The organism is Pseudomonas salomonii (assembly GCF_900107155.1).
Lineage (GTDB): Bacteria > Pseudomonadota > Gammaproteobacteria > Pseudomonadales > Pseudomonadaceae > Aquipseudomonas > Aquipseudomonas salomonii.
On the sequence record NZ_FNOX01000009.1, the window covers coordinates 103,759 to 129,892 of the forward strand.

22 protein-coding genes are annotated in these 26,134 nt (G+C 60.4%); 10 read left to right on the forward strand and 12 right to left on the reverse strand.

Going from position 1 to position 26,134, the window contains the following annotated elements:
• Positions 1-121: 121 nt before the first annotated feature.
• The 3 genes from BLV67_RS20625 to BLV67_RS20635 all read right to left on the reverse strand — a co-directional run bounded on the left by BLV67_RS20625 (position 122) and on the right by BLV67_RS20635 (position 5,577).
• Positions 122-2,071: a DNA topoisomerase III gene (locus BLV67_RS20625; protein ID WP_069787317.1), complete on the reverse strand. Its 1,950-nt coding sequence runs from the start codon at positions 2,069-2,071 to the stop codon at positions 122-124.
• 171 nt (positions 2,072-2,242) lie between these two features.
• Positions 2,243-3,865, reverse strand: coding sequence for an MFS transporter (locus BLV67_RS20630; RefSeq protein WP_017135018.1), 1,623 nt, complete (start codon positions 3,863-3,865; stop codon positions 2,243-2,245).
• 65 nt (positions 3,866-3,930) lie between these two features.
• Positions 3,931-5,577, reverse strand: a complete 1,647-nt coding sequence (locus tag BLV67_RS20635) for a GMC family oxidoreductase (RefSeq protein ID WP_069787308.1) — start codon at positions 5,575-5,577, stop codon at positions 3,931-3,933.
• Between the two features lie 129 nt (positions 5,578-5,706).
• Here BLV67_RS20635 and BLV67_RS20640 point away from each other — a divergent pair, with 129 nt between their 5' ends.
• Positions 5,707-6,600: a LysR family transcriptional regulator gene (locus BLV67_RS20640; protein WP_069787307.1), complete on the forward strand. Its 894-nt coding sequence runs from the start codon at positions 5,707-5,709 to the stop codon at positions 6,598-6,600.
• A 133-nt stretch (positions 6,601-6,733) separates the two neighbouring features.
• Here the strand turns inward: BLV67_RS20640 and BLV67_RS20645 are convergent, their stop codons facing one another.
• From BLV67_RS20645 to BLV67_RS20665, 5 genes are all read right to left on the reverse strand, one after another.
• Positions 6,734-8,593, reverse strand: coding sequence for a DUF3857 domain-containing transglutaminase family protein (locus BLV67_RS20645; protein ID WP_069787316.1), 1,860 nt, complete (start codon positions 8,591-8,593; stop codon positions 6,734-6,736).
• A gap of 156 nt (positions 8,594-8,749) precedes the next feature.
• A complete protein-coding gene (locus BLV67_RS20650; protein WP_069787306.1) occupies positions 8,750-9,850 on the reverse strand; it encodes a DNA alkylation repair protein in 1,101 nt (366 codons plus the stop codon).
• A gap of 14 nt (positions 9,851-9,864) precedes the next feature.
• Positions 9,865-11,211, reverse strand: a complete 1,347-nt coding sequence (locus tag BLV67_RS20655; RefSeq protein ID WP_069787305.1) for a glutamine synthetase family protein — start codon at positions 11,209-11,211, stop codon at positions 9,865-9,867.
• 11 nt (positions 11,212-11,222) lie between these two features.
• The gene (locus BLV67_RS20660; RefSeq protein ID WP_069787315.1) at positions 11,223-11,780 is read right to left on the reverse strand and encodes a helix-turn-helix domain-containing protein; all 558 of its coding nucleotides are present in this window, start codon (positions 11,778-11,780) and stop codon (positions 11,223-11,225) included.
• A gap of 138 nt (positions 11,781-11,918) precedes the next feature.
• Positions 11,919-12,956, reverse strand: coding sequence for a hypothetical protein (locus BLV67_RS20665; protein WP_141722736.1), 1,038 nt, complete (start codon positions 12,954-12,956; stop codon positions 11,919-11,921).
• 213 nt (positions 12,957-13,169) lie between these two features.
• On the opposite strand from BLV67_RS20665, the gene BLV67_RS20670 reads away from it, so the two are divergent.
• Positions 13,170-13,478: an RcnB family protein gene (locus tag BLV67_RS20670; protein ID WP_056858063.1), complete on the forward strand. Its 309-nt coding sequence runs from the start codon at positions 13,170-13,172 to the stop codon at positions 13,476-13,478.
• 119 nt (positions 13,479-13,597) lie between these two features.
• On the opposite strand, the gene BLV67_RS20675 is transcribed toward BLV67_RS20670, so the two are convergent.
• The 3 genes from BLV67_RS20675 to BLV67_RS20685 form a co-directional block, all read right to left on the reverse strand.
• Complete coding sequence (locus BLV67_RS20675) at positions 13,598-13,870, reverse strand: DUF1652 domain-containing protein (protein ID WP_056858062.1); 273 nt, start codon at positions 13,868-13,870, stop codon at positions 13,598-13,600.
• A 14-nt stretch (positions 13,871-13,884) separates the two neighbouring features.
• On the reverse strand, positions 13,885-14,136 hold the full coding sequence (locus tag BLV67_RS20680; protein WP_065911363.1) for a CsbD family protein: 252 nt from the start codon (positions 14,134-14,136) through the stop codon (positions 13,885-13,887).
• A gap of 132 nt (positions 14,137-14,268) precedes the next feature.
• Positions 14,269-15,765, reverse strand: coding sequence for a PAS domain S-box protein (locus tag BLV67_RS20685; protein WP_065911364.1), 1,497 nt, complete (start codon positions 15,763-15,765; stop codon positions 14,269-14,271).
• A 171-nt stretch (positions 15,766-15,936) separates the two neighbouring features.
• On the opposite strand from BLV67_RS20685, the gene BLV67_RS20690 reads away from it, so the two are divergent.
• From BLV67_RS20690 to BLV67_RS20725, 8 genes are all read left to right on the forward strand, one after another.
• Positions 15,937-16,905, forward strand: a complete 969-nt coding sequence (locus BLV67_RS20690; protein WP_069787303.1) for a hypothetical protein — start codon at positions 15,937-15,939, stop codon at positions 16,903-16,905.
• Positions 16,906-17,022: 117 nt separating this feature from the next.
• Entirely contained in the window at positions 17,023-17,643 is a 621-nt protein-coding gene (locus tag BLV67_RS20695) for a transglycosylase SLT domain-containing protein (protein ID WP_017138992.1), read from the forward strand.
• Positions 17,644-17,737: 94 nt separating this feature from the next.
• The gene (locus BLV67_RS20700) at positions 17,738-18,082 is read left to right on the forward strand and encodes an FKBP-type peptidyl-prolyl cis-trans isomerase (protein WP_069787302.1); all 345 of its coding nucleotides are present in this window, start codon (positions 17,738-17,740) and stop codon (positions 18,080-18,082) included.
• Positions 18,083-18,095: 13 nt separating this feature from the next.
• Entirely contained in the window at positions 18,096-18,677 is a 582-nt protein-coding gene (locus tag BLV67_RS20705) for a GNAT family N-acetyltransferase (protein WP_069787301.1), read from the forward strand.
• 560 nt (positions 18,678-19,237) lie between these two features.
• Entirely contained in the window at positions 19,238-19,954 is a 717-nt protein-coding gene (locus BLV67_RS20710) for an MgtC/SapB family protein (RefSeq protein WP_056858056.1), read from the forward strand.
• Positions 19,955-20,216: 262 nt separating this feature from the next.
• Positions 20,217-20,864, forward strand: coding sequence for a response regulator transcription factor (locus BLV67_RS20715; protein ID WP_065911371.1), 648 nt, complete (start codon positions 20,217-20,219; stop codon positions 20,862-20,864).
• 6 nt (positions 20,865-20,870) lie between these two features.
• A complete protein-coding gene (locus BLV67_RS20720; RefSeq protein WP_069787300.1) occupies positions 20,871-24,497 on the forward strand; it encodes a transporter substrate-binding domain-containing protein in 3,627 nt (1,208 codons plus the stop codon).
• 134 nt (positions 24,498-24,631) lie between these two features.
• A complete protein-coding gene (locus tag BLV67_RS20725) occupies positions 24,632-25,054 on the forward strand; it encodes an ANTAR domain-containing protein (protein ID WP_056858053.1) in 423 nt (140 codons plus the stop codon).
• On the opposite strand, the gene dkgB is transcribed toward BLV67_RS20725, so the two are convergent.
• Positions 25,051-25,869, reverse strand: a complete 819-nt coding sequence (gene dkgB / locus BLV67_RS20730; RefSeq protein WP_069787299.1) for a 2,5-didehydrogluconate reductase DkgB — start codon at positions 25,867-25,869, stop codon at positions 25,051-25,053. The two genes, BLV67_RS20725 and dkgB, sit on opposite strands and share 4 nt — an antisense overlap.
• Positions 25,870-26,134 lie beyond the last annotated feature (265 nt).

The following is a 26,134-nucleotide window of genomic DNA, read 5'->3' on the forward strand; positions in this document are numbered from 1 at the left end:
CGGTGTTGTTGTTAGGAAGTCAGCGAGTCCCCTACAGAATCCTAGACGGGCTACAGCGCTGCAAGGCCCAAAGCGGCGTTAAACCCGTCGAAAAACGTCATTCACTGGTTTAATTCGCGTTTTAGCCGGCACTTTTCGGTTTTTTCGCCCGCTTTGGAGCGCCTGTCGTCTTGCGCGGTGCGGCCTTGCGTTTGTTTTTCCACGGCGTGGCGGCTCGGCCCGCCGGGCTGGCCGGACCGGTGATGGTCATGCGCATGCCATTGCAGCGTGCCACTTGTTTGCTCATCCAGGCCGCCTGCTTGGCGACGAATTCTTCCAGGCTCATCTCTCCGCTTTGCACCATGTCCAGCGCCTGCTCCCAGATCGCAGTGGTGCCGGGGTCGGCAATCGCCCGCGGCACCGCGTCGATCAGGCTGAACGCCGCCGCAGTGGCCGACAGTGCCTTGCCGTTTTTGATCAGATAACCCCGGTCGAGCAAACCCTGGATAATCCCGGCGCGGGTGGCTTCGGTGCCGATGCCGGTGGTGTCCTTGAGCTTTTGCTTGAGCAGCGGGTCTTGCACCAGCTTGGCGACGTTTTTCATCGCCTTGATCAGGTCACCCTCGGTGAAGGGCTTGGGCGGTTGGGTCCACAGGTCCTTGAGGTTGACCTTGACCACCGCGTAATCCTGGCCTTGCACCAGCGTCGGCAAGGCCTGCGGTGCGGGGGCTTCGCGGCCTTTAGCGGGCGCGAGCGCCTCGGGCAGGGCGCGTTTCCAGCCCGGCTCGATGATGACTTTACCTACCGCGCGCAAAGCTTGGCCTGCGCAGTCGAAATCCGCCTGGGTGCGATCGTATTCATGGTTGGGCAGGAACTGCGCCAGGTAACGTGCGCGAATCAGCGTGTAGACCGCACGGTGCTTGCCGGTCAGTTGCGCGACATCCTTACCCGCACCCGTAGGAATAATGCCGTGGTGCGCGCTGACCTTGGCGTCGTTCCAGGCTCGCGAACGGCGTTGCGGGTCGATATGCGCCGTCAGCTCGTTCACCGCCGCGTCCGCGCGGGCCAGCGCGGCCAAAATCTTCGGCGCATCACCGTGTTGGCTGAGCGGCAGGTAGCCGCAATCACTGCGAGGGTAGGTGATGACTTTGTGGGTTTCGTATAGGGACTGTGCGATGTCCAGGGTTTCCTGGGCGCCGAGGCCGAGCTTTTTGGAGCAGATTTCCTGCAATGTGCCGAGGTCGAAGGGCAGGGGCGCCACCTCGCGCACGCGCTCGGTACGCAGTTTGACCAGCCTGGCGCTGGCGGCGCGGGTCATCGTATCGGCGGCATCGCGGGCCAGTTGCGGGTTAAGACAGCGGCCTTGATCGTCGCAGGTATCCTCAGCGGCGCGCCATTGAGCCGTGAAGGTCATGGGACCGTGGCGCAGGTCGACATCAATGGCCCAGTAAGCCACCGGCACAAAGTCGGCGATGCTGCGGTCGCGGTCCACCACCAGGCGCAAGGTCGGGGTTTGCACGCGGCCCACCGGCAATACGCCTTGATAGCCGGATTGACGCCCGAGCAGGGTAAACAGGCGACTCATGTTCATGCCGATCAGCCAGTCGGCGCGCGAGCGGCCAAGGGCCGAGTGGTACAGGCTGAAGGTTTCGGCGCCGGGTTTGAGGGCCGCCAAGGCCTTGCGGATGGAGGCTTCATCCAGCGCCGATAACCATAAGCGCTGGATCGGCCCGCGATAGCGGCAATGCTCCACCAGCTCCCGAGCGATCATTTCGCCTTCGCGGTCGGCGTCGGTGGCAATCACCAGTTCCTGGGCTTCCCCGAGCAAACGCTTGACGGCCTTGAACTGGCTGGCGGTCTTGGGCTTGACCCGCATCTTCCATTTTTCCGGCACGATCGGCAGGTCGGCCAGCACCCAGCGCTTGTATTTGGCGTCGTAGGCGTCGGGCGGGGCGGTTTCCAGCAGGTGGCCGATGCACCAGGTGACTGTGACCCCGTTACCCAGCCAGCAGCCGTCGCCACGCCGGCTGGCGCCGAGCACGGCCGCGATATCCTTGGCCTGGGAGGGTTTTTCACAGAGGTACAGCCGCATGGTCATCACATCAAATCGGGTCGATGCCTTGCAGGATGCTCAGTCAAAGGCAATTGAGCAACCTTTATCTGTATGGATGTACAGCAATTTGTGTGGGCACCACACAGCCAAATGTGGGAGCTGGCTTGCACACAAGCCAGCTCCCACAGGGGATCTTCAGCGTTTTGAAGATCAGTTGTTATTGATATCCACGTTCTTGGTTTCTTTCAGGCAGAACAACCCCACAATCAAGCTCACCCCGGTCACCACCACCGGGTACCACAGGCCGTAGAAGATATCGCCGGTGTACACCACCAGGGCAAACGACACGGTCGGCAGGAACCCGCCAAACCAGCCGTTACCGATGTGGTAGGGCAGGGACATCGAGGTGTAGCGGATACGCGTCGGGAACAGTTCCACCATCAGCGCCGCCAGCGGGCCGTAGCACATGGCGGCGATCAGGATCAGCACCACGATCAGCACCACCACCATCACCTTGTTGACCTGCGCCACATCCGCCGACGTCGGGTAGCCGGCCAGGGTCACCGCGCCGCGCAGGGCCGCTTCGTCGTAACCGTCGATGCGCACATCACCGACGCTCACCTGCACCGGGCTGCCGGCTGGCGCGGCGGCGCTGCTGTAAGGCAGGCCCTGTTTGACCAGGAAGGTCTTGACCTTGTCGCATGGGCTGTCAAAACGCGCCTTGCCGACCGGGTCGAACTGGAAGGTGCAGGTGGCCGGGTCGGCCAATACGGTAATCGGCGCCTGGTGGCTGGCCTGGTCCATCGCCGGGTTGGTGTAGTGCGCCAGCCCCTTGAAGATCGGGAAGTACAGCGCGGTGGCCAGCAGCAAACCGAGCATCAGCACCGGTTTGCGCCCAACCTTGTCCGACAGCCAGCCAAACAGGATGAAGAACGGTGCGCCGATTACCACGCTGATGATCAGCAGCATATTGGCCAGGGCCGGGTCCATCTTCAGGAATTGCGTGAGGAAGAACAGCACGTAGAACTGCGCGGCGTAGAAGGTCACTGCCTGCCCGCCGTTGATGCTGAACAGCGCAATCAGCACCACCTTGAGGTTTTCCCATTTGCCGAAGGATTCGCGGATCGGCGACTTGCTCGCCTTGCCTTCCTCTTTCATCTTCAGGAATGCCGGCGACTCATGCAGGCTCATGCGGATCCAGGTGGAAATGCCCAGCAGCACAATGGAGAACAGGAACGGAATGCGCCAGCCCCACACTTCGAACTGGTCGCCGGTGAAGTAACGGCAAGCCAGCACCACCAGCAGCGACAGCAGCAGGCCCAGGGTGGCGGTGGATTGAATCCAGCTGGTGTGCAGGCCGCGTTTGCCGGCCGGTGCGTGCTCGGCCACATAGGTGGCTGCGCCGCCATATTCGCCGCCCAACGCCAGGCCTTGCAGCATACGCAGCACGATCAGAATGATCGGCGCCGCAATGCCGATGCTGGCATAGGTCGGCAACAGCCCGACACAGAAGGTCGCCACGCCCATGAGGATGATGGTGACCAAAAACGTGTACTTGCGCCCGATCATGTCGCCCAGGCGGCCGAACACCAGCGCGCCGAACGGCCGCACCACAAAGCCTGCGGCAAAGGCCATCAAGGCAAAGATAAACGCCGTAGTGTCATTCACCCCGGCAAAGAATTGCTTGCTGATTACCGCCGCCAGGGCGCCGTAGAGGAAAAAGTCGTACCACTCGAACACCGTCCCTAAAGACGAGGCGAAGATGACTTTCCTTGATTCGCTGCCGGTGCTCGCCTTGACGGCCGAGCCCAGGGGTTGAGCATGTTCTGACATCGGGTATCCCTCACAGTGATTATTTATTGTTGTTCCACTGTCGGCGCCGGGTGCGGCGCCGCTATTCAGATTGCATGAAGCGTTTCTCTCTGCGGGGCGAGACTCCTTGTGTTCGGCGAAAGCATCAGCTGCGCTGCTTTTTCCGCAATCATCAGTGTAGGTGAGCAAGTGTTGCCGGATGTGATGCGTGGCATCACCGAGGCATCGGCAATGCGCAGGCCCGGCACGCCATGCACGCGCAGTTGGGCATCGACCACTGCAGCGTTGTCATCGCCCATGCGGCAAGTACCCACCGGGTGGAAAATCGTCGTGCCGATGCGTGCAGCGGCTTCATGCAGCTGTTCTTCGGTTTGCAGCGCGTCGCCCGGCAGGTATTCCACCGGCTTGAACTGGCTCAGGGCCGGTGCGGCGACAATGCGGCGGGTCAGGCGAATTGCGTCGGCGGCTACGCGCAAATCTTCGGGATGGCTGAGGTAGTTGGGCCGTATCAGGGGGGCATCTGCCGGGTTGGCCGAGCGAATATCAATGCGGCCACGGCTTTGCGGGCGCAGGTCGCAGACCGAGGCGGTAAATGCCGGGAACGCATGCAACGGTTCGCCAAAGCGTTCCAGGGACAATGGCTGCACGTGATACTCAAGATTGGCCGACGTCTGTTCCGGGCCGGAGCGGGCGAAGGCGCCGAGCTGGCTGGGCGCCATCGACAATGGGCCGCTGCGGTCATACAAGTAGCGCAGGCCCATGCCCATTTTGCCCAACAGGGTGCCGGCGATCTGGTTCAAGGTGCGTGCGTTTTCCAGCTTGTAGATCAGCCGCAGTTGCAGGTGATCCTGCAGGTTGCCACCGACACCCGGCAGTTCATGCAGCACGTTGATGCCCAATGGCTTGAGCACATGGGACGGGCCAATCCCCGAGCGTTGCAGGATACCCGGCGAGCCGACGGAACCGGCGCACAGGACGATTTCCTTGCGTGCTTTCCAGCTTGATTGCTGGCCATGCTGGCGCCCGACCACAGCCGAAGCGCGGCCGTTTTCCAGCACCACGCGGTCGACTTCCACTTCGGTCAGCACGGTGAGGTTGGGGCGCTGGCGGATCGGCTTGAGAAATGCCTTGGCCGCGTTCCAGCGCACCCCGGCCTTCTGGTTGACCTGGAAGTAGCCGCAGCCTTCATTGTCGCCCTGGTTGAAATCGCTGATCGGTGCGATGCCACTTTGCGCCGCCGCATCGCGAAAGGCATCGAGGATCGGCCAGTGCAGGCGCTGTTGCTCCACGCGCCACTCACCGCCGTCGCTGTGAAATTCCGAACCGCCGGCAAAATGGTTTTCGCTCTGTTTGAACAGCGGCAGCACGTCTTTCCAGGCCCAGCCGGGGTTGCCTGCCGCTGCCCAGCCGTCGTAATCCTGGGCTTGGCCGCGCATATAGATCATGCCGTTGATGGACGAGCAGCCGCCCAGTACCTTGCCGCGTGGGTAACTCAGCGCACGGCCTTGCAGGCCTTCCTGGGCTTCGGTCTTGAAGCACCAGTCGGTGCGCGGGTTGCCGATGCAGAAGAGGTAACCGACGGGGATGTGGATCCAGGGGTAATTGTCGCGGCCACCGGCTTCGAGCAGCAGCACGCGGTGGGCGGGGTTGGCGGACAATCGATTAGCCAGCAGGCAGCCTGCGGGGCCGGCGCCTACGACGATGTAATCGTATTCAGCAGTTGCAATGGGCATCTGAGGTCTCGCTTGTTTTTCTTATTGGCCCCATCCTAGTTGTTAGTTTTCGTCTTAAAAATGTTAGTTTTTACCCAGCTGCTGTGCGTTTTTAAACAGCGCGGCTCAGGCTCCCGCATTGGAGGCGACATGTTCGACTGGAATGACCTGCGGTTTTTTCTGGAGCTGCAACGCAGTGGCCGCCTGCTCACCGCTGCGCAGCGCCTGAAAACCACGCACGCCACTGTGGCCCGGCATATCGAGGCTATCGAGAAGAGCCTTGGCACCGCGTTGTTCGTGCAGCATGCCCAAGGCTACGAACTGACGCCTTCCGGAGAAGCGCTGCTCAAGCACGCCGAGGCCATGGAAAACGTCGCGTTGCTGGCCGAAGACGAACTCACCCATTCCGCTGCGCCGCTGGGCAAGATCCGCCTCGGCGTGGCCGAGGGGTTGGGCGTGATGTTCCTCGCCAGCCGCATGGGCGGGCTCTTCGAGCGTTATCCGGGGCTGGAAGTGGAACTGGTGGCGGTGCCGCGCTTTGTGAGCATTCTCAACCGTGAAGCGGAAATCAGCATCCACCTCGAGCGCCCCAGCGTCGACCAACTCGTCACGCGCAAACTCACCGACTACCGCCTGGCGCTCTACGCCAGCCGTGCCTACCTTGCGCGCAACCCGCCGATCGAAAAGCGTGAAGACCTCGCCGCCCATGCCTGGATTGATTACGTGGATGACCTGCTGTTCAGCCAGGAACTCAAGTTCCTCAGCAGCTTTTGCCGCAACCCCAAGGTGGTGTTTCACAGCACCAGCGTGATTGCTCAACACCAGGCGGCGCGTTCGGGGTTGGGGATTGCCGTGTTGCCGTGCTTCATGGCCGCCGGCGACCCGGACCTGGTGCCGTTGCTGCCGGCAGAAAGCATCCAGCGCAGCTACTGGATCAGCTCGCGCCGAGAGCTGCACAAGTCGGTGCGGTTGCGGGTGTTGTGGGATTATGTGGTGGAGTTGTGCGCGCGCGAGCAAGGGTTGCTGCTCGGCGAAATTCACTGAAGAAACCGGATAAAAATGTGGGAGCTGGCTTGCCTGCGATGAGTCCCTGTCAGTCAACTTATTTGTTGAATGACACACTGCAATCGCAGGCAAGCCCGCTCCCACATTGGGTTTGTGTTGTGTCAGTGAATTATTAGAGCTTCACCACCTGATGCACCTGTTCGGCACACGCCCGCGCCTCTTTTATCATCTTGCCGAACGCTTCACTGGCGACTTCCGCATGGGTCAACCAGCGCGTTTTCTGGCTCAGGCGATAGTGATATTGCAGGCCGTTATCCATAAGCTTGCCGTCCAGATCCAGGTCATACCACGGCGAGCGCACCTGACAGCCGGGGATGGCTTTTTCCATCTGCCCACCGGTCAGCGTGAAGCGGTAGTCGTAGGTTTCCGGGTTGCCCAGATAAAGGTCGGCTTGTTGATCATGGCGGCGGTAGTTGATGAAGCCATCCCAGCGGCCTTTGAGTGACTCGTCGGTGTAGACGTAGTCGTTCGCGAGCTTTTCCAGCGCGCGCTGGTCGTTCATGCTGGCGTTGACGGTGTAGCCGTCGTGCACCACGAAGGCGGTGGGTGGGCGAGTGATGGTGCAGCCGCTGATTTCGTTGCCGAAGTTGCCGCAGATGTTCTGGTCGGTGGCGGTGGTGCCCTGTTGGCGATCGGCGACGCTCATTTGCATCAGCGGCAGGCGGCTGAAGGTGATGGTGGCCTGGGTGGCGCCATTGCCTTGCTTGTCGAAGTGCACTTTTTTGTCCAGGCGCAGGGTGGTTTCCGGGCGTTCCAGCGGGATCTGTTCTTCGCGTACCTGGCCCTGAGCATCATTGACCAGCACCCAGCGGTCCTGAATGTCGGGCATGGTCTGGCCGGGGGCGAACACCGGGTTGGTCGGGTCGAGCCACCAGACCTGGCCGTCGACTTCGGCACGCACGATCGCGTGGTTCGCCGCGTTGGTGCCAGGGATCAGCAATGAGAACGCTACGTCACCACGGCTGACCCAGGCGGTCTCGGCCTTGATGCCGCTGGCTTTGAGCATTGCGGTCAGCAGGATCGCCAGGTCTTTGCAGTCGCCATAACCATGCTGCTCGATTTCCGCCAGGTTGAACGGCACATAACCGCGCTCGGTAGCGCGCCAGTCGCCGAGGTAGCGGTAGTGGTCGTTGATGTGCTGCATCAGCGCTTCGACCTGTTGCGCCGGCGCCAGGTTGCGTGCGGCGGCTACAGCAGCGGCCGCTTGCGCCGGCAGGTTGGCGCCGAGAATCTGGTTGTAGCGCTGGGCGAAATCACCGAAATACGCCTGGCGGTCCAGGGCGCTGCCCACTTCCAGGCGCGGGATGCGTTGCAGCGCGGCGCTGGAGGATTCGTTGATGTAATTGAGGTAGGTCGGCTTTTTTTGCACCACGTCCAGGGTCTTGCCGTTGGCGGATGCCGTTACGTTGAAAGCGTCGAACAACTCACTGCGCCACTGGATCGGGCGTTCGGCAGTAAAGCGCGCCTTCACGTGGTCGCGGCGGAACGCACTGGGGCCAAACATGAGGGCGTAGTGAAACTGGGTCACCAGCGGTTTGGCGGCGCGCCGCTCACGCACGGTGAAGCGAATTTTTGTGCCCACGCGCAGGTTCGGGAAGGCCAGGGATGTCTGCTTGTAGCGGCTGAAGCCCTGGTCCGGATTGGGCGCGGTGCGCGTGTCGATTTGCGCGGCGTCCAGCGCGACCGGCTTGGCGCCCGGCTGGGTGGATTGCGCGCTGAGCACTTCAAAGCTGTCGCCTTCGGCGTAATCGAAGTCGATGCGCGAGAGCATTTCGCGGCCGCTGGGCTTTAGGATGGTGTAGTGCTGGGTGGTGGTGCAGTCGGTGCTGGCGTCGCGGTTGAAGTGGCAGTGCAGCTCGGTGTCGCTGGCCAGCGGGGCTTCGGCCATGGGTTGCAGGGCGGCATTAGCACAGTGGCAAACCAGCCCCAGGCTCAGGGCAAGCAAGGGGCGGTGAAACGAAAAACGGTACAAACGGTGCATGGGCGCCTCGGGTGACACAGTGGAACAACTACCCGTCGGGTAGTGAGAAGGCGTCGGATGATAATGGATCGCAACAACAAAAGCCACGATTGTCTGACAATAAATGTGTCTGAAAGACCCGTGCTAGAGCCTTTTGCTTGATTTGTGTCAGGGTTTTAGCAGTTCAAATTCGGCACTGGCGAGCTTTTCGCCGTTCACCAGCACATGCACCCAATGCTTGCCCGCGTAATGCTTGCGCGTGGTCAACTCACGGATATGTTGTTCGCGGCGGATGGCGTGATGTTCGCCTGCGCCCAGGGTAAAGGCCTTGAGCTTGAACACTTTCTGCGCGCTATGGCCGGCACTTTTTACGTAGTCGATGGCGTAGTCGACCACCAGCTTCTGCGCGGCGGTGGCGGTGGATTCCAGGCTGAACGACAGGTTGATGCGCTCGCCCAGGTTGATCACCGCCGGTGTGACTTTCAGGTGGTGAATGTTCACCTCGGCCCTGGCGCCGGCACCCATGATCGTCAGTGCGCGGGTATTGCCTTGCTTGATCAGGCTGCGCAAGGCGTGCCGGGCGATCCAGGCGGTGTGCGGGTTGTCCAGGTTCCAGCCTTCGATCAGGCTGAGCACCCAGTCCGGGTGGTCCTTGGTGATGTCGTTGAGGTGGTTGGCCACTGACTTGCGCACATACAGGCTGCTGTCGGCCTTGAGGTTATCCAGGATCGAGGCGCACAGCTGCGGGTTGGCCTGCACCTGGGCCAAGCGAAAGGACCAGGGCAGGCGAGGGCGCGAGCCTTCACTGGCAAGGCGCCGCACATGTTCGTTGGCGTCCAGCGACCACTGCTGCATCACGGCCAGGGTGCGCTCAAAGTCGTTCAACAAGAACGGGCGAATGGCGAACTCGGCCGAGCCAAACACGGTGAAGTATTTGAGCGCGGCCATGGAGCGTTTGAAGTCATTCAGGCCGTAACTGGCCACGTAGTGCGGCAGGGACAGGCACACAAATGCACTGTTCAAGCGCGGGGCCAGGGCATACAACAGCTTGAGGGTTTGCGCATAATCCAATGGGATGACCGCATGCAGGCTCTCACTGACCCGCGCCATGCGCTGCATCACCGACAACTCGGCAAGCCCGGCTTTGGCGTGCTTTAGAAAGCCTTTGGCGTCGAACGCCGGGTACACCGCTGTCATTTCACTGGCGATGTGTTGCAGGCGTTCGACGTTGAAGATTTCCTTGAGGGCCGGGGCGCTTTGGTCGGTCATCGGTGATTCCAGGGCTAGAGAAACCAGCGGTATTCCCGCGCGTTGATCTCTTGTTGAAAGGCCAGGTGGTCCTGGCGTTTGTTTTCGCAGTACACGTCGATAAATTCGGCGCCCAGCTTATCGCGCAATACCGCTTGATGCTGCATGGCGCGCACGGCGTCGAGCATTTCCAGGGGGAAGTCGGCGCCGCTGTTACGGTCCTCGTTCAGCGGCGCGATGGGTTCTTGCCTGGTTTCCAGGCCATGCTCCAAGCCTGCCAGGATCGCTGCCAGCACCAGGTACGGGTTGGCATCGGCGCTGGCCAGGCGGTGTTCGATGCGCAGGTTGCGCGGGTCGGATTCGGGAATGCGCACGCAGGCGTCGCGGTCTTCAAAGCCCCAGCTGGCACGAGTGGCCGCGTTCACGGTGCCACCCAAGCGGCGGAAGGCGTTGTGGTTGGGCGAGAAGATCGGCATGCAGTGCGGCAGCAAGGCCAGGCAACCGGCCACCGCGTGGCGCAGCGGTTGCTGCTGGTGCGCCGCGAGTAAATTATTGCCCGCGCCGTCATACAGGCTGACATGCACATGCATGCCGCTGCCGGGAAATTGCAGATAAGGCTTGGCCATAAAGCTGGCGCGGTAGCCGTGCTTGAGTGCCACGCCACGGGTGCTGCGGCAGAACAGCGCGGCCCAGTCGGCGGCGCGCAGGCCGTCGTCGCAGTGGCCGAAGTTGATCTCGAACTGGCCAGGGCCGAGTTCGGCGGTGATCACCGTGATGTCGATGCCTTGGGCCTGGGCGGTTTGCGCCATGTCGTCGAGCACTTCACTGAAGCGCGACAATCGCTCGATATGCAGGGTGGGCTGGTCGTCAGCGTCATCACTCAACGGGTCGCGGGCGAATTGCGGCAGGCCGTCGTCGAGTTTTTTATCGAATAGGTAAAACTCCAGCTCAAACGCCACTACCGGGTGAATGCCCTTGTGATGCAGGCGTTCCAGCACCTTGGCCAGCACTTCACGTGGTTCGAACTCAATCGGCGCTTCGGTGCCATCCGAGGTGATCAACATCTGCCCCAGCGGCTGCGCTTCCCAGCTCACTGGCTTGAGCGTGCCTGGCACCAGGCGGCGGTTGGCATCCGGGTCGCCGTCGTGAAAGCAATAATCACCGATCTTGAACAGCCCGCCCTGAGCGCCCAGCAGTACGGCGTTTTGCGGCAGCTTCAGCGGGCTGCCGGCGGCGACTTTTTCCAGCATCTCCACCGGGTAGCGCTTGCCGTAGAAATGCCCCGGAATGTCCAGGGCGATCAGGTCGACGTAACGCACCTCGGGGTGGTTCTGGCGAAAGGTCCGTACTTCGGCCAGCAACGTGGAGGATTGGCTTTTCACGGGTGTTGCTCCTAGTTGTAAACCCACAATATGCGGGCGGGCAGATCAGTCAGGTTGGCGTAGCGGCAATGGGCAAAACTGGCCAGGTGGAAACTGTCGCCAGGCCCGAGGGTGACCGGGTCAGTCTCACCTTCCACCCACAGCGTCAACTCGCCCTCCAGCACAAAGCCGGCCTGCTCGGCGCGGTCGCTCATGGTGTGCTCGCCACTGTTGGCACCGGGCGCCAACAGGCTGTCGAGCATCGAAAACGCGCCGTGCATGCTGGGCGACACCAGAATGTCGGTGATGCCATTGGCGTAATACACCGTGCGCCGCTCATTGGGGCGCGTGACCCAATTCACCGCCTTGGGTTTGGGCAGGCTGTAGAAGTAGGTGGTGGGTACGTCGAGGGCATGGCTGATGGCGGTGAGATCGGCCACGGTAGGGCGCGACAGGCCGCGTTCGACCTGGGACAAGAAACCCACCGACCGCTCGATTTTTTGCGCGAGTTGGGCGAGGGTGAGTTTCTTGTGCTTGCGCAGGTCGTGGATCAACACGGCCAGTGCGTCGAGTTCTTGTTGTTGATTCATGAAATTTATATCGATAAATTTCATGAAAAATTACACGAATTATTTCATTGGGGCAAGGGCGGTGAATTGATCATTCCGACGCTGGAGCGCCGGAACGATCAAGACCCTTGGCTGTGCTGGAGGCTGGCCGGCCGTCGGTCAATCGACCTCGAACTGATGTAGCCAGACGTTTTCAGTAACCAACCGAGCAGGTATTACCGTGTGGGTTTTTCCATCAATCACAGTCCATAGCTCGCATTGGCTGTGCGGGCGGCCGTCAGGAGTGGTGGACATACGACCATCGTTACGGACGACGTATTGCACTGATTGGTGTAGCTCTTTACCCGCCGCGGTGCGCTGGCCCGCCGCAATCAGAAAGTCGATTTTGACCTGAGGCTTGCGCAATTCATCCAAACGACCGAGACCATAATCCGCGCAAATATCAATACCAAAGGGCAGATCCGGGACTGGCTGGTTGTCGAACAGAGGCAGCAGCCGACACCCGCGTTGATGTTTTGCGGTGGAGGTGCTCAGTTCATACACATTGACACTGAGTGTCTCGCAGAGTTGGTACACAAATACCAAAGGTGGGTCGCCGTCGAAAAGCTCCGGCGAGGCCGTTTCCGGGTCGAAAATGATCAGCTCGTTATCCTTTTCTACAGCCTGCTCTGCTGACAGGCCCATGTAGTCAATCAAGGCGGTATTTCGCTTGGGCCACATTGAAATCAAGGGCGCGCCCCAAAATGATCGTTTCCCGAAATTGTTCCCGGCCACTACGTAATTCAAAGCCTCGTAGCGGTTTGGGTTCTGTTTGCTGGGCGTTAACAATGCATTTGTACCCGGTAACAGGATGAGGCGTCCCCACTGCCTGGCCGGGAAAGCGCGAATAATCTGCCTGACGTGTTGTTGAATTGTCCGGCGGTAAAACGCTTCCAGCTGTTTAAGCTCTTGCACATTCTTGACGCTGCGCCACGGAATATTCCAGTAGAGTTCGGGCGCGGTTACAAACGTAACCAGGGGCTGAAATGAATCGTCTTTGAGGGCTACCAATGAGCGCCTCATTGAGCTGATCAACTGCTCTGCGCGGCGATTCGTCTCACGCTTGGCGAATTCCAGAATTGACTCATGGGCTGCGCGCGATGAGTGGGCATCGGGAGTAGTGGTTTGCAGCGAAAGTACTTGTACGCGTTGTGTCACTTTGCAACGTCCTCTGAGTTCTGAAAACCACAGCTCATGGCTGGGTTTGAATTGAGAACTCAGAACGCTGGGATGGCTGTAGGACTTCTCCAGTTTTTGATGCGCGAACGTTGGGTCATTTAGTCAACGAGCACGCCGCATCATCTGCGGCTGAATGAATTGCCACGCCTGCGGTCGGAACCTGGGTACGCATCATTCATTGAAGGAGCACCCATGAAGTCCAAGACCCTAGCCGCTTGCCTGCTGCTCACCGCTGGGCTGTCCACCGCCAGCTTTGTCGTGCAGGCCGGTGATACACCTCAGGAAACCGTGCAGCCTTCGAGCATCAATACGCGGGATTTGAAAGAGGGTGACCGCGCCCCGGATATCCTGATGCGCAAGGAATCGGCGGTCAGCGACTGGAAAAAACGTGGCCTCAAGCAGCCGGAGGCAGACAGCCAATGGGCACGGGTGGGGGACAAGTTTGTGCTGCTCAAAACCACCAACGGCACCATTCTCGAGATCACCCCCGTCAAGCGCTGATCGGTGTGTTTTCCTCGTTAGCGCATAAAGGTAACCGGCCATCCCGGTCGCGTTACCTCACCCATCACGTTAGCCTCGACGTCACACAGGTCGGCCTGGAAATCAGCCCGGCTGCATTTTTATTGGGTCGTCGTTGAAGCAAAATCATCCAGCGTGAGCTTGCCGACGTTGTTGCTCTGCAGTTCGTAGCGCAACTCTTCAACCATCTTGGCGACTTCTTGCGGGGTCTGCAGGCGGTTGGTGCTGATGCCGGTGACTACCAGGTCAACCCGGCCGGTCTCGGCGTCGTAGACCTTGAGGGTCAGTGACGCGTCCCGGCACAGGGTGAACTCGCAGGTCAGCGGCGACAAACCTTCTTCGATGCAGTTGCGCAATTGAGAGAGGGTAAACATAGGCCTCGGCCTCCTCAACGACGACGCAGCAACAGGCCCACAAGCAAACCGATACCGGCAACGACAGCCACGGTCGTCAGGGGTTTGTTTTTGGCGAAATCACCGACGGTCTCCAGCGCGTCGCCGTACGTTTGCTGCAGTTGACCTGCCGCCTGACGCGCCACACCTTCAGCGTGCAATTGATCATCGCCGGTGAGGTCGCCGATAACGCCCTGGGCCTTGCCGGCAACTTTTTCTACGGCGCCTTTGACTTGTTCGCTTTTCATCGTGCTTTCCTTGGAAGAGATCAAACCATTTCGGCACGGGACCATAGGCCCTGTACCCACTCTTCAAGGTTAAGCAGCACGCGCCAGTGCAATAAGGCGAATTTGCACTGGTCGCACTAGTGCATTTGCACTCTAGGGTTTGCTTTTGATGCGCAGTTCGCCGGCAAACAAGCCACGCTCCCTGGCCCACACAATGGCCGCGCTGCGGCTGTGCACGCCGAGTTTGGAGTACACCGTGGCCACATGGTTACGCACCGTGTTGGGTGCAAGTTTCAGGCGCGAGGCAATCTCTTTGTCGGCCAGGCCTTCGCAGATCAGACCCAGCACATCACGCTCACGGGCGGTGAGGTCGGTGAAGGCCACGTTCGGCAGGTTGGGGCTGTTGACGCTCTTGGCGTTGGCCAGCTTCTCGATCAGGGTCTGGCTGAACCAGGAGGCGTCCTGCATCACTTCCTCAATGGCCGCCACCAGCTCAAGCTCCGAGCGTTTGCGTTCGGTGATGTTCATCAGCACCAGCAGGTAGCAGGGCACGTCCTCGATAATCACCGTGTCGGCGGAGACCACGCAGTCGATCACCTCGTTGCCTTTCTTGCGCACCTTGAGGTCCTGGCCTTCGAGGTTGCCGGCGTTTTCCAGGGTAGTGAACAATTGCGCTCCCGCCGGTGCGCTGTCGATGAAGTGGATGTCCTCGACGTTCTTGCCGATCAGTTCTTCGCTGGTGTAGCCGGTGATGCTCATGAACGCTTCGTTGATATCCACCACTTGCCGGTTGGCGGCGTTGCACACCAGGGTCGGCACCGGTGTCAGGCGGAAGGATTTGGCGAAACGTTCTTCGCTCTGGCGCAAGGCGGTCTCGGCCTTGCGCCGTGGCTCCAGGTCGGTGAAGGAAAACAGCATGCAGTCTTCCTCGTTCATGTCCAACGGCTGGCCGGCGACGATTACCAGTTTGCTGCCGCCTTCGGGCAGGCGCAGCTCGGCCTGCATCTGCGGGATGGTTGCGCCTTCGCCCAGGCGCTGGATGGCCAGGTCCTTGCGATCGGCGTGTTCCAGCACGTCCAGTTCATACACGGATTTGCCGATGACCTGGTCGCGGTTGTAACCGGTCATCTCCAGGAAACCCTGGTTGACCTTGATGTAGCGCAGGTCGCTGAGACGGCAGATCACCGCAGGTGCCGGGTTGGCGTTGAAGGTTTTCTCGAAACGTTGTTCCGCGCTGGCCCACTCGGTGGCGTCGCTGAGGATCAGCACCAACAGCTCCGGTTCGCCGTGGGCGTCCGTCAGCACCAGGCTGCGCAAGCGGTGCACCCAACGGCGGTCTTCGTCGTCGGCGGGGGTGACTTCCACCACCACATCGCTGAATTCTTCACCGGCTGCTACTCGGCTGAGCGGGTAGCTGTCCAGCGGCAAGGGGTGGTTGTTGCGATAGCGCAAGGCAAAGCGCTTGGCGTATTGCTCGGTATTGGCGCCGAGCTGCTCCACCTCACTGACCCCGTGCATGGTCAGCGCGGCTTCGTTGGCCCACAGAATGGTCTGGTCGACTTCGGCCAGGATCACACCGTCCGATAACCCGGAAATGATCTGCTGCAATTGGCGGCGGTTGGTTTCTTTGGCAAGAACGTCCTGGGTCATGGTCTCTCCGGGGATGGGCGCATGAAGGGTACGACACCCAGGCATCAGGATAGTGCACACAACGTGCCCCTTGCGGGGTGCGAATGCACCAGAGGCTCTGGTGCATTTGAGCGGGGACGACCGGCAGCGGCCTCGCCAGACTGATACGGTCAACCACTCAAAGGATTAATCATGACAACTGTCTATGAAACCAACCGTTCACCGTTTCGCGTGTCCTGGAGCTCTGTGCTGGCCGGCAGTGCAATTGCCCTGGTGACCTACCTGGTGCTCAGCGTGCTGGGCACGGCCATTGGCGCGAGTGCCGTCAACCCGATGGAAGCGGGCAACCCCCTGAGCGGCTTCGGCACGGGTGCAGGGATCTGGCTGTTTGTTTCCACCCTGGTGGCCGTCGGCCTCGGCGCCTTTGTGGCCGGGCGCACTGCACCGGACCGTGGCGGCCTGCACGGCTTACTGACCTGGACCTTTACCACCTTGCTCACCACCTGGCTGCTGGCTGGTCTGGCCGCCAGTGTGGTCGGCACCGCCGGTAATGTGGTGGGCAAGGGCTTGTCCGCCGCCGGCAGTGGTATCGCCGCTGCTGCGCCTGGGATCGGCAACAGCATCAAGCAGCAGTTGAACGAGCAGGGTATCCAACTCGATTGGAACAGCCTGCAAGGCCAACTCGACACCTTGCTCAAGCAGAGCGGCAAGCCTGAGCTGGACCCGGCCAACGTCGAGCAGAAAACCGACCAGGCCGCCGCCGACGGCAAGCAATCGGCCAAGGACGCCGCGACCAACCCTGCCCAGGCCGGTGATGAGTTGAAGCAGTGGTTCGAACGCGTCAAAGCCTCCGGCGAGCCTGCGTTGAATGCAGCGGACAAAGACGCGCTGGTCAACATCGTGGCCGCCCGTACCGGCAAGAGCAAAGCCGAAGCCACCCAGATCGTCGACAACTATGTCCAGGCTTATCAGCAAGCCATGCAAAAGGTCGATGAGCTCAAGCAGCAAGCCGAGCAGAAAGCCCGTGAAGCCGGTGAAGTGGCGGCTAAACAGCTGTCCCGCGCAGCCTGGAGCACCTTGGCCATGTTGCTGTTGGGCGCAGCGTTGAGCTTCTTTGTGGGTCGTACCGCACTGACCACGCGTCGCGTGCCGTTGGCTTAAGCTGAACATGTGCGGCAGGGACGCCGCCTGTGGGCACAGTGGATAACTCGCTCACCCCTGCGCCCGAATGAATGCGTAAAATACCGGCTTTTTACGCGTATCACGCAAAGGTGCACTTTGAGCGCAGGCAAAGCTGTCGGGCTGTTATTACTCACTTCACTGCTGGCGGCGTGCGGTACTTCACCGCCACGCACGCCAAACGACATCTGCGGCATCTTTCGTGAAAAAGACGATTGGTACGACGCCGCCAAGGTCACGCAAAAGCGCTGGGGCGTGCCGATCCAGGTGCCGTTCGCGATCATGTATCAAGAGTCGGGCTTCCGCCAGGATGCCAAGACCCCGCGCAAATACCTGCTATGGATTATCCCCTGGGGCCGCGTGTCGACCGCCGAAGGCTATTCCCAGGCCAAGGATGAGGTGTGGAACGACTACCGCAAGAGCACCGGCCGCAGTGGTGCGAGCCGTCAGGATTTCGACGACTCCATCGACTTTGTGGGTTGGTACATGGACAAGACCTACACCATCAACGGCGTGTACAAATACGACGCCTACGGCCAATACCTGAACTACCACGAAGGCTGGGGCGGCTATCGCCAGCGCACCTATGCGGCCAAAGCCTGGCTGCCGCCGGTGGCGAGCAAGGTGCAGGCGCGCTCGCAGATGTACGCTGCGCAATATGCGCGTTGCAAGGATGATCTGGGCCGCGGGTTCTGGAGCCGGTTCTGGCATTGGTTGTAATGAACGATCGGCATGAGGGTGTGGCGAGGGCGCACTTGCCAAGCTCACTCTATTGCGGGAAAACCCAAGTCTTTACGCATCCAACGAGAGCCCCATGAGCAACGATGAACTCCAGATCACCGACACCCGCCAGGGCACCGGCAAAACCGTGGTCAAGGGTGCGCTGATCACCACCCAATACACCGGCACCCTCGAAGACGGCACCGTGTTCGATTCGTCCTGGGAGCGCGGCAGGCCGTTCCAGTGTGTGATCGGCACCGGGCGTGTGATCAAGGGCTGGGACCTGGGCTTGATGGGCATGCAGGTCGGCGGCGTGCGCACGCTTTTTGTGCCGGCACACCTGGCTTATGGCGAGCGTTCGATGGGCGCGCATCTCAAACCCAACAGTAATCTGCGTTTTGAAATCGAGTTGCTGGAAGTGCTGACGCGCGACGATTAAAGGGAAAATAAACATGGAAGTTGGTTGCTCACTTGAAGGTATTCGAGTGGTTGAACTGCATGCCGGCGACGCGGGTGAACTGCAGTGTTTTTTTGACCAGGCACCCGAGTATTTCATCGCGGTCAACGGTGAACCGGCATCACCGACCGAAGCGCACGAAGAGTTGCAGGGCTGTTTGCCTGCAGGTTGGCGTTGCAGCCGGATGTACTGGCTGGGTTATCGCGATGCGCAGGACCCACTGGTTGCCGTGGTGAACATCGCGGCAGATTTGCTGGCCGTCGGCGTGTGGCATATCGGTTTGCTGCTGGTGCATACGCGCCTGCACGGCACTGGGTTTGCGCGACAACTGTATGCCGATCTTGAAGCCTGGGCGGTGCGCAACGGTGCCCAGTGGCTGCGATTGACGGTGGTGGTCGGCAATACCAAGGCCGAGCGCTTCTGGCCCAGGCTTGGGTATGTGCAGGTGCGCACGCGTGAAGGCATCAGGATGGGAGGGCAGGTGAATACAGTGTCAATTCAGGTCAAGGCGCTGGCAGGTGGGCAGATGGACAATTACCTGAAGCTGGTTGAGCGGGATCGGCCCGATATGTCGTAATAGCGGACGTACACAGTTCTTGTGGGAGCTGGCTTGCCTGCGATGACGCAATATCAGGCAATAAACCTCCAGCAGACAGACCGCCATCGCAGGCAAGCCAGCTCCCACACTTGATCTTCAGTTTCTGAACTCACCCTGAACAATCCATCCAAACGCCATCGGTAAATTTTCCTACGGTTTACTCACTCCAAAACGCGGGGTAGACTCCGCACGTTTTCATCAATAGCGGAGACCCTCAGTGGGTACTTGTTCGAGCGACAGTCGTCGGCCAGTTTCGGTAACCGGCATCTACTTGGCAAGGTAACGCGCATTTTTCCTGATGCCGTTGTCTCGCCTCAAAAAGCGAGAAGCGGCATTCCGGCAGCGGCCAGTCCTGGCAGCTGCCTGCATCCCTCTCATCGACGCTGACCAGCACCTCAAATCACTTGGGATGCTACGCACGCGCCTGCCTTTTACGGCGGGCGGGCCAAGCTGACTGTGCCTTTACAACGGGCGCGGTGCAGTCGGTCGTACCTGCACGAAGGTTTCCGGCATGCGCAGCAGTCATGGAGATTTTTCTTATGCAGGCAATCAACAACATCAACCTCAACTCCCTGGTCGATACCGTGGTCAGCCTCACCGCGGCGTTTATCCTCGGTGGTTTGATCGGCTTCGAGCGCCAGTACCGCCAGCGTACGGCGGGCTTGCGCACCAACGTGCTGGTGGCGGTGGGCGCGGCGATCTTCGTCGACATGGCCAACCGCCTGGGCGGCGCGGAGGGCGCGGTGCGAGTGGTCGCGTACGTGGTGTCGGGCATCGGCTTTTTGGGCGCTGGCGTAATCATGCGCGAAGAAGGCAACGTGCGTGGGCTCAACACTGCCGCCACACTTTGGGCGTCGGCGGCGGTGGGGGCGTGTGCGGGGGCTGATCTGATCCTTGAAGCGCTGTTGGGCACCCTGTTTGTGCTGGCGGCCAACACCTTGCTGCGGCCGATCGTCAATAACATCAACCGCCAGCCACTGGACGTGGTGTCGGCGGAGGTCACCAACATCCTCTATGTCATCGCCCGGCGCAGCCAGCAACAAGCGGTGATGGTGCTGCTGGAAGCCGAACTGGCGCGCTGCAACTACCCGGCCAGCGACGTTGATGTGCGGCCGTTCGGCAGCGAAGAGGTGGAAATCGAGGCCACCCTGGCCGCGACCTCGGTAGACGGCGACGAACTGGACGCGCTGGTGGCGCGTATTTCCACATCGAGCCTGGTCGTGCAGGCGTTCTGGAGCCCGAGCACCACCGACTGAGAAGCGTGCGCAAGCGCTATTTTGCGAGGAAAAGTCTTACATATGATTGGGATTCCCCCTTCGGTCAATACGTTATTTCGTTGTTAAGGTTGCGCACTTGCAGCTGGCCGGTGGTCACGGTTCGGCTACATGTGCTCGGCATGACTTCGATCGAAGGGGCCACCTGAGTGAAGGCAGTGCCACTGGTCGGCACTGTCATTTCTCACAGGTACCTGTGTCCCGCGTGATGTGTAAGGGTACTTATTCTTCTCAGGGTAGTGATATGAGCAAAGCGTCAGTTAGTGGGAACAAAGTATTAATCGTGGACGACCATCCGTTTATACGGGCGACTGTCAGGTATTTGCTCAAGTGCGAAGGCTTCACTGACATTGAGGAAGCCGGCACGGGGGCGGACGCGCTTCAGAAGGTTAGAGAATGGTGCCCCGTCTTGATTATTCTCGACTTGGCCATTCCAAAACTGGGTGGGCTGGAGGTGATCGCCCGAGTCAAGGCGCTGGGGGCGCCCTGCAAGATTCTGGTATTGACGTCGTATCCGCCGGAGTTTTTTTCCACCCGGTGCATGCGTGCCGGCGCCATGGGGTTTGTTGCCAAGACCGGAGAGCTGGAAGAGCTGCAAAAAGCAATCAAGGCGGTGATGTCCAACTACAACTGTTTCCCCAGCCTGCCAAGCAGTTCGGTGCGCCGTGACGATTTGCAGGCCACCGAGCAAGAACTGGTGCATTCGCTGTCGGATCGCGAATTGGCCGTGTTGAGGATGTTGGCGTTGGGTTACACCAACAACAAGATTGCCCTGGATATGCTGCTGAGCCACAAGACCATCAGTACCTACAAGACTCGACTCAAGGAGAAGTTGCGGATGTCTTCTGTGGTGCACATGGCCAAATTTGCCCAGCGCAATCATCTGATCTGATTCGACATGATCCTGGCCCTGGTTCGACGGTTCATCCTGATGGTGTCGATGAGCCTGCCGCCGCTGCTCGCTGTTGCCCTTGATGAGCCGCACACCTTGCGGTTGCTGGGGCATTCGAGCCTCGACGGGCATGACGCGCCCGTGGTACTGGGAGACGCTGACTGGCACTGGCTGCGTGAGCGGCGCACCCTATGGATGGGGGTTTCCGCGCCCGATTACGGGCCTTTCGAACTGACCAACAACAACGATGAGCTGGAAGGTATCACCGCCGACTATGCCCAGTTGCTTGCCCAGGCGCTTAACGTCAGCGTTGAAGTGCGCCGCTATGACACGCGTGATGAGGTGATCGAAGCGCTCAAGCAAGGCTCCATCGACTTCCTGGGTTCGGCCAACGGGTTTGAGGCGGGGGACCCGCAACTCGTCCTGTCGCGCTCCTATGCCAATGACCAGCCCGTGCTGGTCACCCGTACCGGAGACACCCAGTCCCTGAGTGTCGACCTGGCCGGCAAGCGTGTGGCGATGCTTTATCACTACATGCCGCCCGATGTGGTCGAGGCGTTCTACCCAAAGGCCCATGTGGAGCTGTTTGCGTCGGTCTTCGAAGCCATCGGCGCCGTGGCCTTTGGCCGCGCCGATGTCTACCTCGGAGATGCCATCACCGCGCACTACCAGATCAATCGCAACCACCTCAACAACGTACAGCTGGCGGACTTTTCGACCTTGGAGTCCAACGCCTTTGCGTTTGCGGTGGGCCGGGACAATATCCGCCTGCTGCGCATTATCAACAGCGCGCTGAGGTCGATCCCGACTAACCAGCAGCTGGATATCGTGCGCCGTTGGAGTGCTGGCAATCTTGGCGTCCTGGGGGCTGAGCGACTGCACCTGAGTACCAGCGAGCAACGCTGGCTGGAAAAACACCCACGGGTGAGGGTGGTGGCGTCCGACCAGATGCTGCCGTTGGCATCCTTCACGGCACAAGGGCAATCAGAGGGCTTGAGTGCGGACGTTCTCTCCCGGATCAGCCTGCGTACCGGCTTGAAGTTCGATGTGGTCCCGGGCGGCACGATGCCCCAGCAAATCGAGGCGGTTCGTTCGGGCCGGGCGGACATGATGGCGGTGGTCACGCCCAGCATCGAAGGTTCTGACCAGGTGCGCTTTACCCGGCCCTATTTGACCAATCCGCTGGTGCTGGTCACCCGTACCGGCACGCCTGGCACCATGACCCTGGAGAATATGCTGGGTAAACGCCTGGCAATCCCCAGCGGCAACGCGCTGCGTGAAGTCATCAATCGCGACTATCCCGGTATCCAGTTTGTGGAGGCGAAGAACCCTACGGATGCCATGGCCCTGGTCGCCAGCGGCAGTGCCGAGGGCGCCGTCAGTTCGCTGATCTATGCGCGTTACCTGATCGCCTTTGAGTACCGCGACCGCTTGCACGTTACCAGCACCGTCGGCTCTGAACCCGTGCGCATGACGTTCGGGGTCAACCGGGGTCAGCTGGAGCTGTACTCGATACTGGACAAGGCGTTGCTGAGCATCCCGCCCCAGGAGATGGATGAACTGATCAGCCAATGGCGCACCGATGTGATCATCGAAGACCATTGGCTGCGCCACCGCAGCACGATTATCCAAGGGTTCGGCCTGGCGGCGGTATTGCTGCTGATCACCCTGGGGTGGGCGATTTACCTGCGCAGCCTGATACGCAAGCGCGCTCAGGCCGAGCGGGCGTTGAGCGACCAGATGCGCTTTATGGGCGTGCTGATCGACGGTACGCCCCACCCCATCTACGTGCGTGATCGCCAGGGCCGGCTGATGGCTTGCAACAGTGCTTACCTGGATGTGTTTGGCTTCAAGCTTGAAGGGGTGATTGGCAAGACGGTGATCGAAACCGACACCGGCAACCCGCCGCAGGCCCAGTCATTCCATGAGGATTATCTGCGCTTGATGGAGCGGGGCGAGCCGCAGATTCATGATCGGGTGCTCAGGTTGCCTGCGGGCAAGGTGTTGACCATTTACCACTGGATGCTCCCGTACCGTGATGGCGACGAAAATGTCGTGGGCATGATTGCCGGCTGGGTGGATGTGAGCGAGCGCCAGCGCTTGCTGGGCCAGCTGCAGGAGGCCAAGGAGGAAGCTGACGCCGCCAACCGTGCCAAGACCACGTTCCTGGCGACCATGAGCCACGAAATCCGCACCCCCATGAATGCGGTGATCGGCATGATTGAGCTGGCGCTGGCCAACGCCGAACAAGGGCGTGCCGACCGCGATGCCCTGGAAGTGGCCTCGGTGGCCTCCCATGGCATGCTGGAGCTGATCGGCGACATTCTGGATATTGCCCGAATCGAGTCCGGCCATCTGTCATTAGCCCTTGAACCAGCCAACCTGCATGAACTGTTGACGTCGGTGGCACGGGTATTTGAAGGGTTGGCGCGCGCGAAGGGCCTGGCGCTGCAAGTCGAGCTTGACCCGCAAATGGATCGCGCGGTGTTGATCGACCCGTTGCGATTCAAGCAGGTGGTGTCCAACCTGCTGAGCAATGCCATCAAGTTTACCGACCAGGGCCGGGTGCGCTTGGGCGGGCGCTGCGGGTTGGCATCGGACCCCGGCCAATTGGACCTCACCTTATGGGTAGAAGACACCGGCATAGGCATCAGTGCCGAGGACCAGCAGCGGCTGTTCAACCCGTTTATCCAGGGCAGCAATACCGAGCAATCGGCGCGCAGCGGCTCGGGGCTGGGGTTGGTGATCAGCCGCACGTTGTGCGAAATGATGGCGGGCAATCTGCAGTTGAGCAGTATGCTGGGGCAGGGGACGCGGGTGGACGTGGCACTCACATTAGCGACGACAGCGACAATAACACGCGAGGTTTCGGCCACGCCGGCACCCACCCGGCCCGTGCGTGTGTTGAACATTCTGGTAGTAGATGACTACCCGGCCAATCGCCTGCTGCTGGCTCGGCAGCTGAGCTTTCTGGGACACCGCATCTGCACTGCCGAAGACGGCGTCCAGGGCTTGGAGCGCTGGCAAACCCAGCGGCCCGATGTGGTGATCACCGATTGCAACATGCCCCTCAAGGATGGCTATGCCTTGGCGCGTGAAATCCGTGCGCAAGAGCATGAGCAAGGCTTGCACGCCTGTCTGCTGCTGGGGTTTACCGCCAATGCCCAGCCCGAAGAAACCGAGCGCTGCCGGCAGGCGGGCATGGATGGTTGCCTGTTCAAGCCTGCCGGGCTTGAGGACTTGCGCTCGGCGCTGAGCGCCTATGCGCTCGGGCCTGAGTCACCCGGCGCTGAGCCGGGGTTTGATTTGACGGCTTTGACCGTCGTAACAGGGGACGATAGCGCCGCGCTCAAGGAGCTGTTGGGCGCCTTGCTCGACAGCCTGAAAGCAGACCGTGCGATATTGGCATTGCCGCTACGTCAGCACAGTTTTGGCGAGCTGCACGAACTCGCGCATCGCGTCAAAGGAGGGGCGCGAATGGTCAAGGCTGAGACGTTGATCGCCTGTTGCGAAACATTGGAGGCGGTGTGTGAGCGGCACAAGCGCAGTGCATTGGCCGTGGCGGTTAAAGCGATAGACGCGGCGATTGCTGATTTGCACCAGCGCATGGATGCTTATTGCAAGCAGCTCTGACCGCCGTTGAGGGGTATTCGGTAGATTTGGGAGAACTCCTACATGAAGGGGGAATATGCCTGATTTTGTCTTCGGTATATGTCTGGAAAATGGGTGACGCTCACTGACGAGCGCTGCCAGCCCAGGGGTTCGCCATGCCGAACAAAGCACTGACCATCCTGATTGCCGATGAACAACACCTGCAACGACTGTATATCGAAAAAATGCTCAATCAATTGGGTTACCACCGGATTGTGCCGGTGCAGACCTATCAGGAAGTCCAGATACTCACCGCGATCCCGGCCGAACCCTTCGACGTGTTGATCATTAATGCGGGGCTGGCGCAGCAGGCTTGCGGGCCGCAGCCGCAGGTGCGGCATGTGCTGCTCTACGACCATCAGGACCTGGGCAGGTCGACGGGTACAAAGTCTGCCGTACTGGTGCGGTTGCCGGGTGTGCCGGACAACGTCAATCTTGAACACTTCATGGATATCATCGACCCACCCGAGGCCACGACGGGCCTGCGGGTGTTGCCGTGGCTGCGGGAGTTATCGCGCAAACCCCTGGCCGGGGTTTAGTCCCACTTCGGCGCAATGCCCTTGGGGCTGGTCAATCGATGGCCGCGCTCCAGGGCGGCGATTTGCGCCATATCGGCTGCGCTCAAGGTCAGGTGCAGGGCCTCGAGATTGCTTTGCAGGTTGGCGCGTTTGGTCGACGACGGGATCACCGCGTAACCCAATTGCATGGCCCAGGCCAGCGTGACCTGCGCCGGTGTGGCTTGATGGCGTTCGGCGATCTGCTGGATCACCGGGTCTTTGAGCACTTCGCCGTAGGCCAGGGTCATGTACGACGTGATCTGGATACCCTGGGCGGTGGCGAAATCCACAACCTTCCGGTTTTGGAGGTAGGGGTGCAGCTCGATCTGGTTGGTGGCGATGTTCTCGGCACCCACCGCAGCGATTGCCTGCTTCATCAGGTCAATGGTGAAGTTGGATATGCCGATCTGGCGGGTCAGGCCCAGGCGCTTGGCTTCCAGCAACTGGCCCATGAATTCGGCGACCGGCACCTGGTCTTCCGGCGATGGCCAGTGGATCAGCGTCAGGTCGAGATAATCGGTTTTGAGTTTGCGCAGGCTTTCGCGCAGGCTCGCAATCAACTGGCCTTCGGCGAAATTGGCGATCCAGATCTTGCTGGTGATAAACAGCTCATCACGCGCTACGCCGCTGTCGGCAATGGCTTGGCCGACATCGGCTTCGTTCTCGTAGATTTGCGCGGTGTCGATGACGCGGTAGCCCAGTTCCAGGCCGGTGCTCACAGAATCGATCACCACCTGGCCTTGCAGGCGGAAGGTGCCGAGGCCGAAGGCGGGGACGTTTGGGGTTGGGGTAGACATCAGTAACTCCAGAAGAGGTGTGAACAATGGAGTCGAGTATCCCCCCGTCGTTCACTCGGAAAAACCGCCCATTGCGAAAAGGACTCTTAACCACAAATCACGAATGCCCATGGCCTTGCCGTGGCGAGGGGGCGGTGCCTTGCGCGCCCGTTCACTAAAGCATGGGTTCGCATGACCGTTGGTCAACTTTGTCACCCGAGGTTTAGCGGCTTCACTTGCCAGCAATGGGTACGGCGCGGTATTCCAGAATGCTCTATGCCAGCCT

What these genes read in the sequence shown, in the direction of transcription:
- BLV67_RS20690 (WP_069787303.1), top strand. Translation starts at nt 15,937, where the DNA reads ATGACAACTGTCTATGAAACCAACCGTTCACCGTTTCGCGTGTCCTGG.
- BLV67_RS20700 (WP_069787302.1), top strand. Translation starts at nt 17,738, where the DNA reads ATGAGCAACGATGAACTCCAGATCACCGACACCCGCCAGGGCACCGGC.
- BLV67_RS20660 (WP_069787315.1), bottom strand. Translation starts at nt 11,780, where the DNA reads ATGAATCAACAACAAGAACTCGACGCACTGGCCGTGTTGATCCACGAC.
- BLV67_RS20625 (WP_069787317.1), bottom strand. Translation starts at nt 2,071, where the DNA reads ATGCGGCTGTACCTCTGTGAAAAACCCTCCCAGGCCAAGGATATCGCG.
- BLV67_RS20685 (WP_065911364.1), bottom strand. Translation starts at nt 15,765, where the DNA reads ATGACCCAGGACGTTCTTGCCAAAGAAACCAACCGCCGCCAATTGCAG.
- BLV67_RS20675 (WP_056858062.1), bottom strand. Translation starts at nt 13,870, where the DNA reads ATGTTTACCCTCTCTCAATTGCGCAACTGCATCGAAGAAGGTTTGTCG.
- dkgB (WP_069787299.1), bottom strand. Translation starts at nt 25,869, where the DNA reads ATGTCTACCCCAACCCCAAACGTCCCCGCCTTCGGCCTCGGCACCTTC.
- BLV67_RS20710 (WP_056858056.1), top strand. Translation starts at nt 19,238, where the DNA reads ATGCAGGCAATCAACAACATCAACCTCAACTCCCTGGTCGATACCGTG.
- BLV67_RS20650 (WP_069787306.1), bottom strand. Translation starts at nt 9,850, where the DNA reads ATGACCGACCAAAGCGCCCCGGCCCTCAAGGAAATCTTCAACGTCGAA.
- BLV67_RS20720 (WP_069787300.1), top strand. Translation starts at nt 20,871, where the DNA reads ATGATCCTGGCCCTGGTTCGACGGTTCATCCTGATGGTGTCGATGAGC.
- BLV67_RS20635 (WP_069787308.1), bottom strand. Translation starts at nt 5,577, where the DNA reads ATGCCCATTGCAACTGCTGAATACGATTACATCGTCGTAGGCGCCGGC.
- BLV67_RS20670 (WP_056858063.1), top strand. Translation starts at nt 13,170, where the DNA reads ATGAAGTCCAAGACCCTAGCCGCTTGCCTGCTGCTCACCGCTGGGCTG.
- BLV67_RS20680 (WP_065911363.1), bottom strand. Translation starts at nt 14,136, where the DNA reads ATGAAAAGCGAACAAGTCAAAGGCGCCGTAGAAAAAGTTGCCGGCAAG.
- BLV67_RS20640 (WP_069787307.1), top strand. Translation starts at nt 5,707, where the DNA reads ATGTTCGACTGGAATGACCTGCGGTTTTTTCTGGAGCTGCAACGCAGT.
- BLV67_RS20715 (WP_065911371.1), top strand. Translation starts at nt 20,217, where the DNA reads ATGAGCAAAGCGTCAGTTAGTGGGAACAAAGTATTAATCGTGGACGAC.
- BLV67_RS20705 (WP_069787301.1), top strand. Translation starts at nt 18,096, where the DNA reads ATGGAAGTTGGTTGCTCACTTGAAGGTATTCGAGTGGTTGAACTGCAT.
- BLV67_RS20630 (WP_017135018.1), bottom strand. Translation starts at nt 3,865, where the DNA reads ATGTCAGAACATGCTCAACCCCTGGGCTCGGCCGTCAAGGCGAGCACC.
- BLV67_RS20725 (WP_056858053.1), top strand. Translation starts at nt 24,632, where the DNA reads ATGCCGAACAAAGCACTGACCATCCTGATTGCCGATGAACAACACCTG.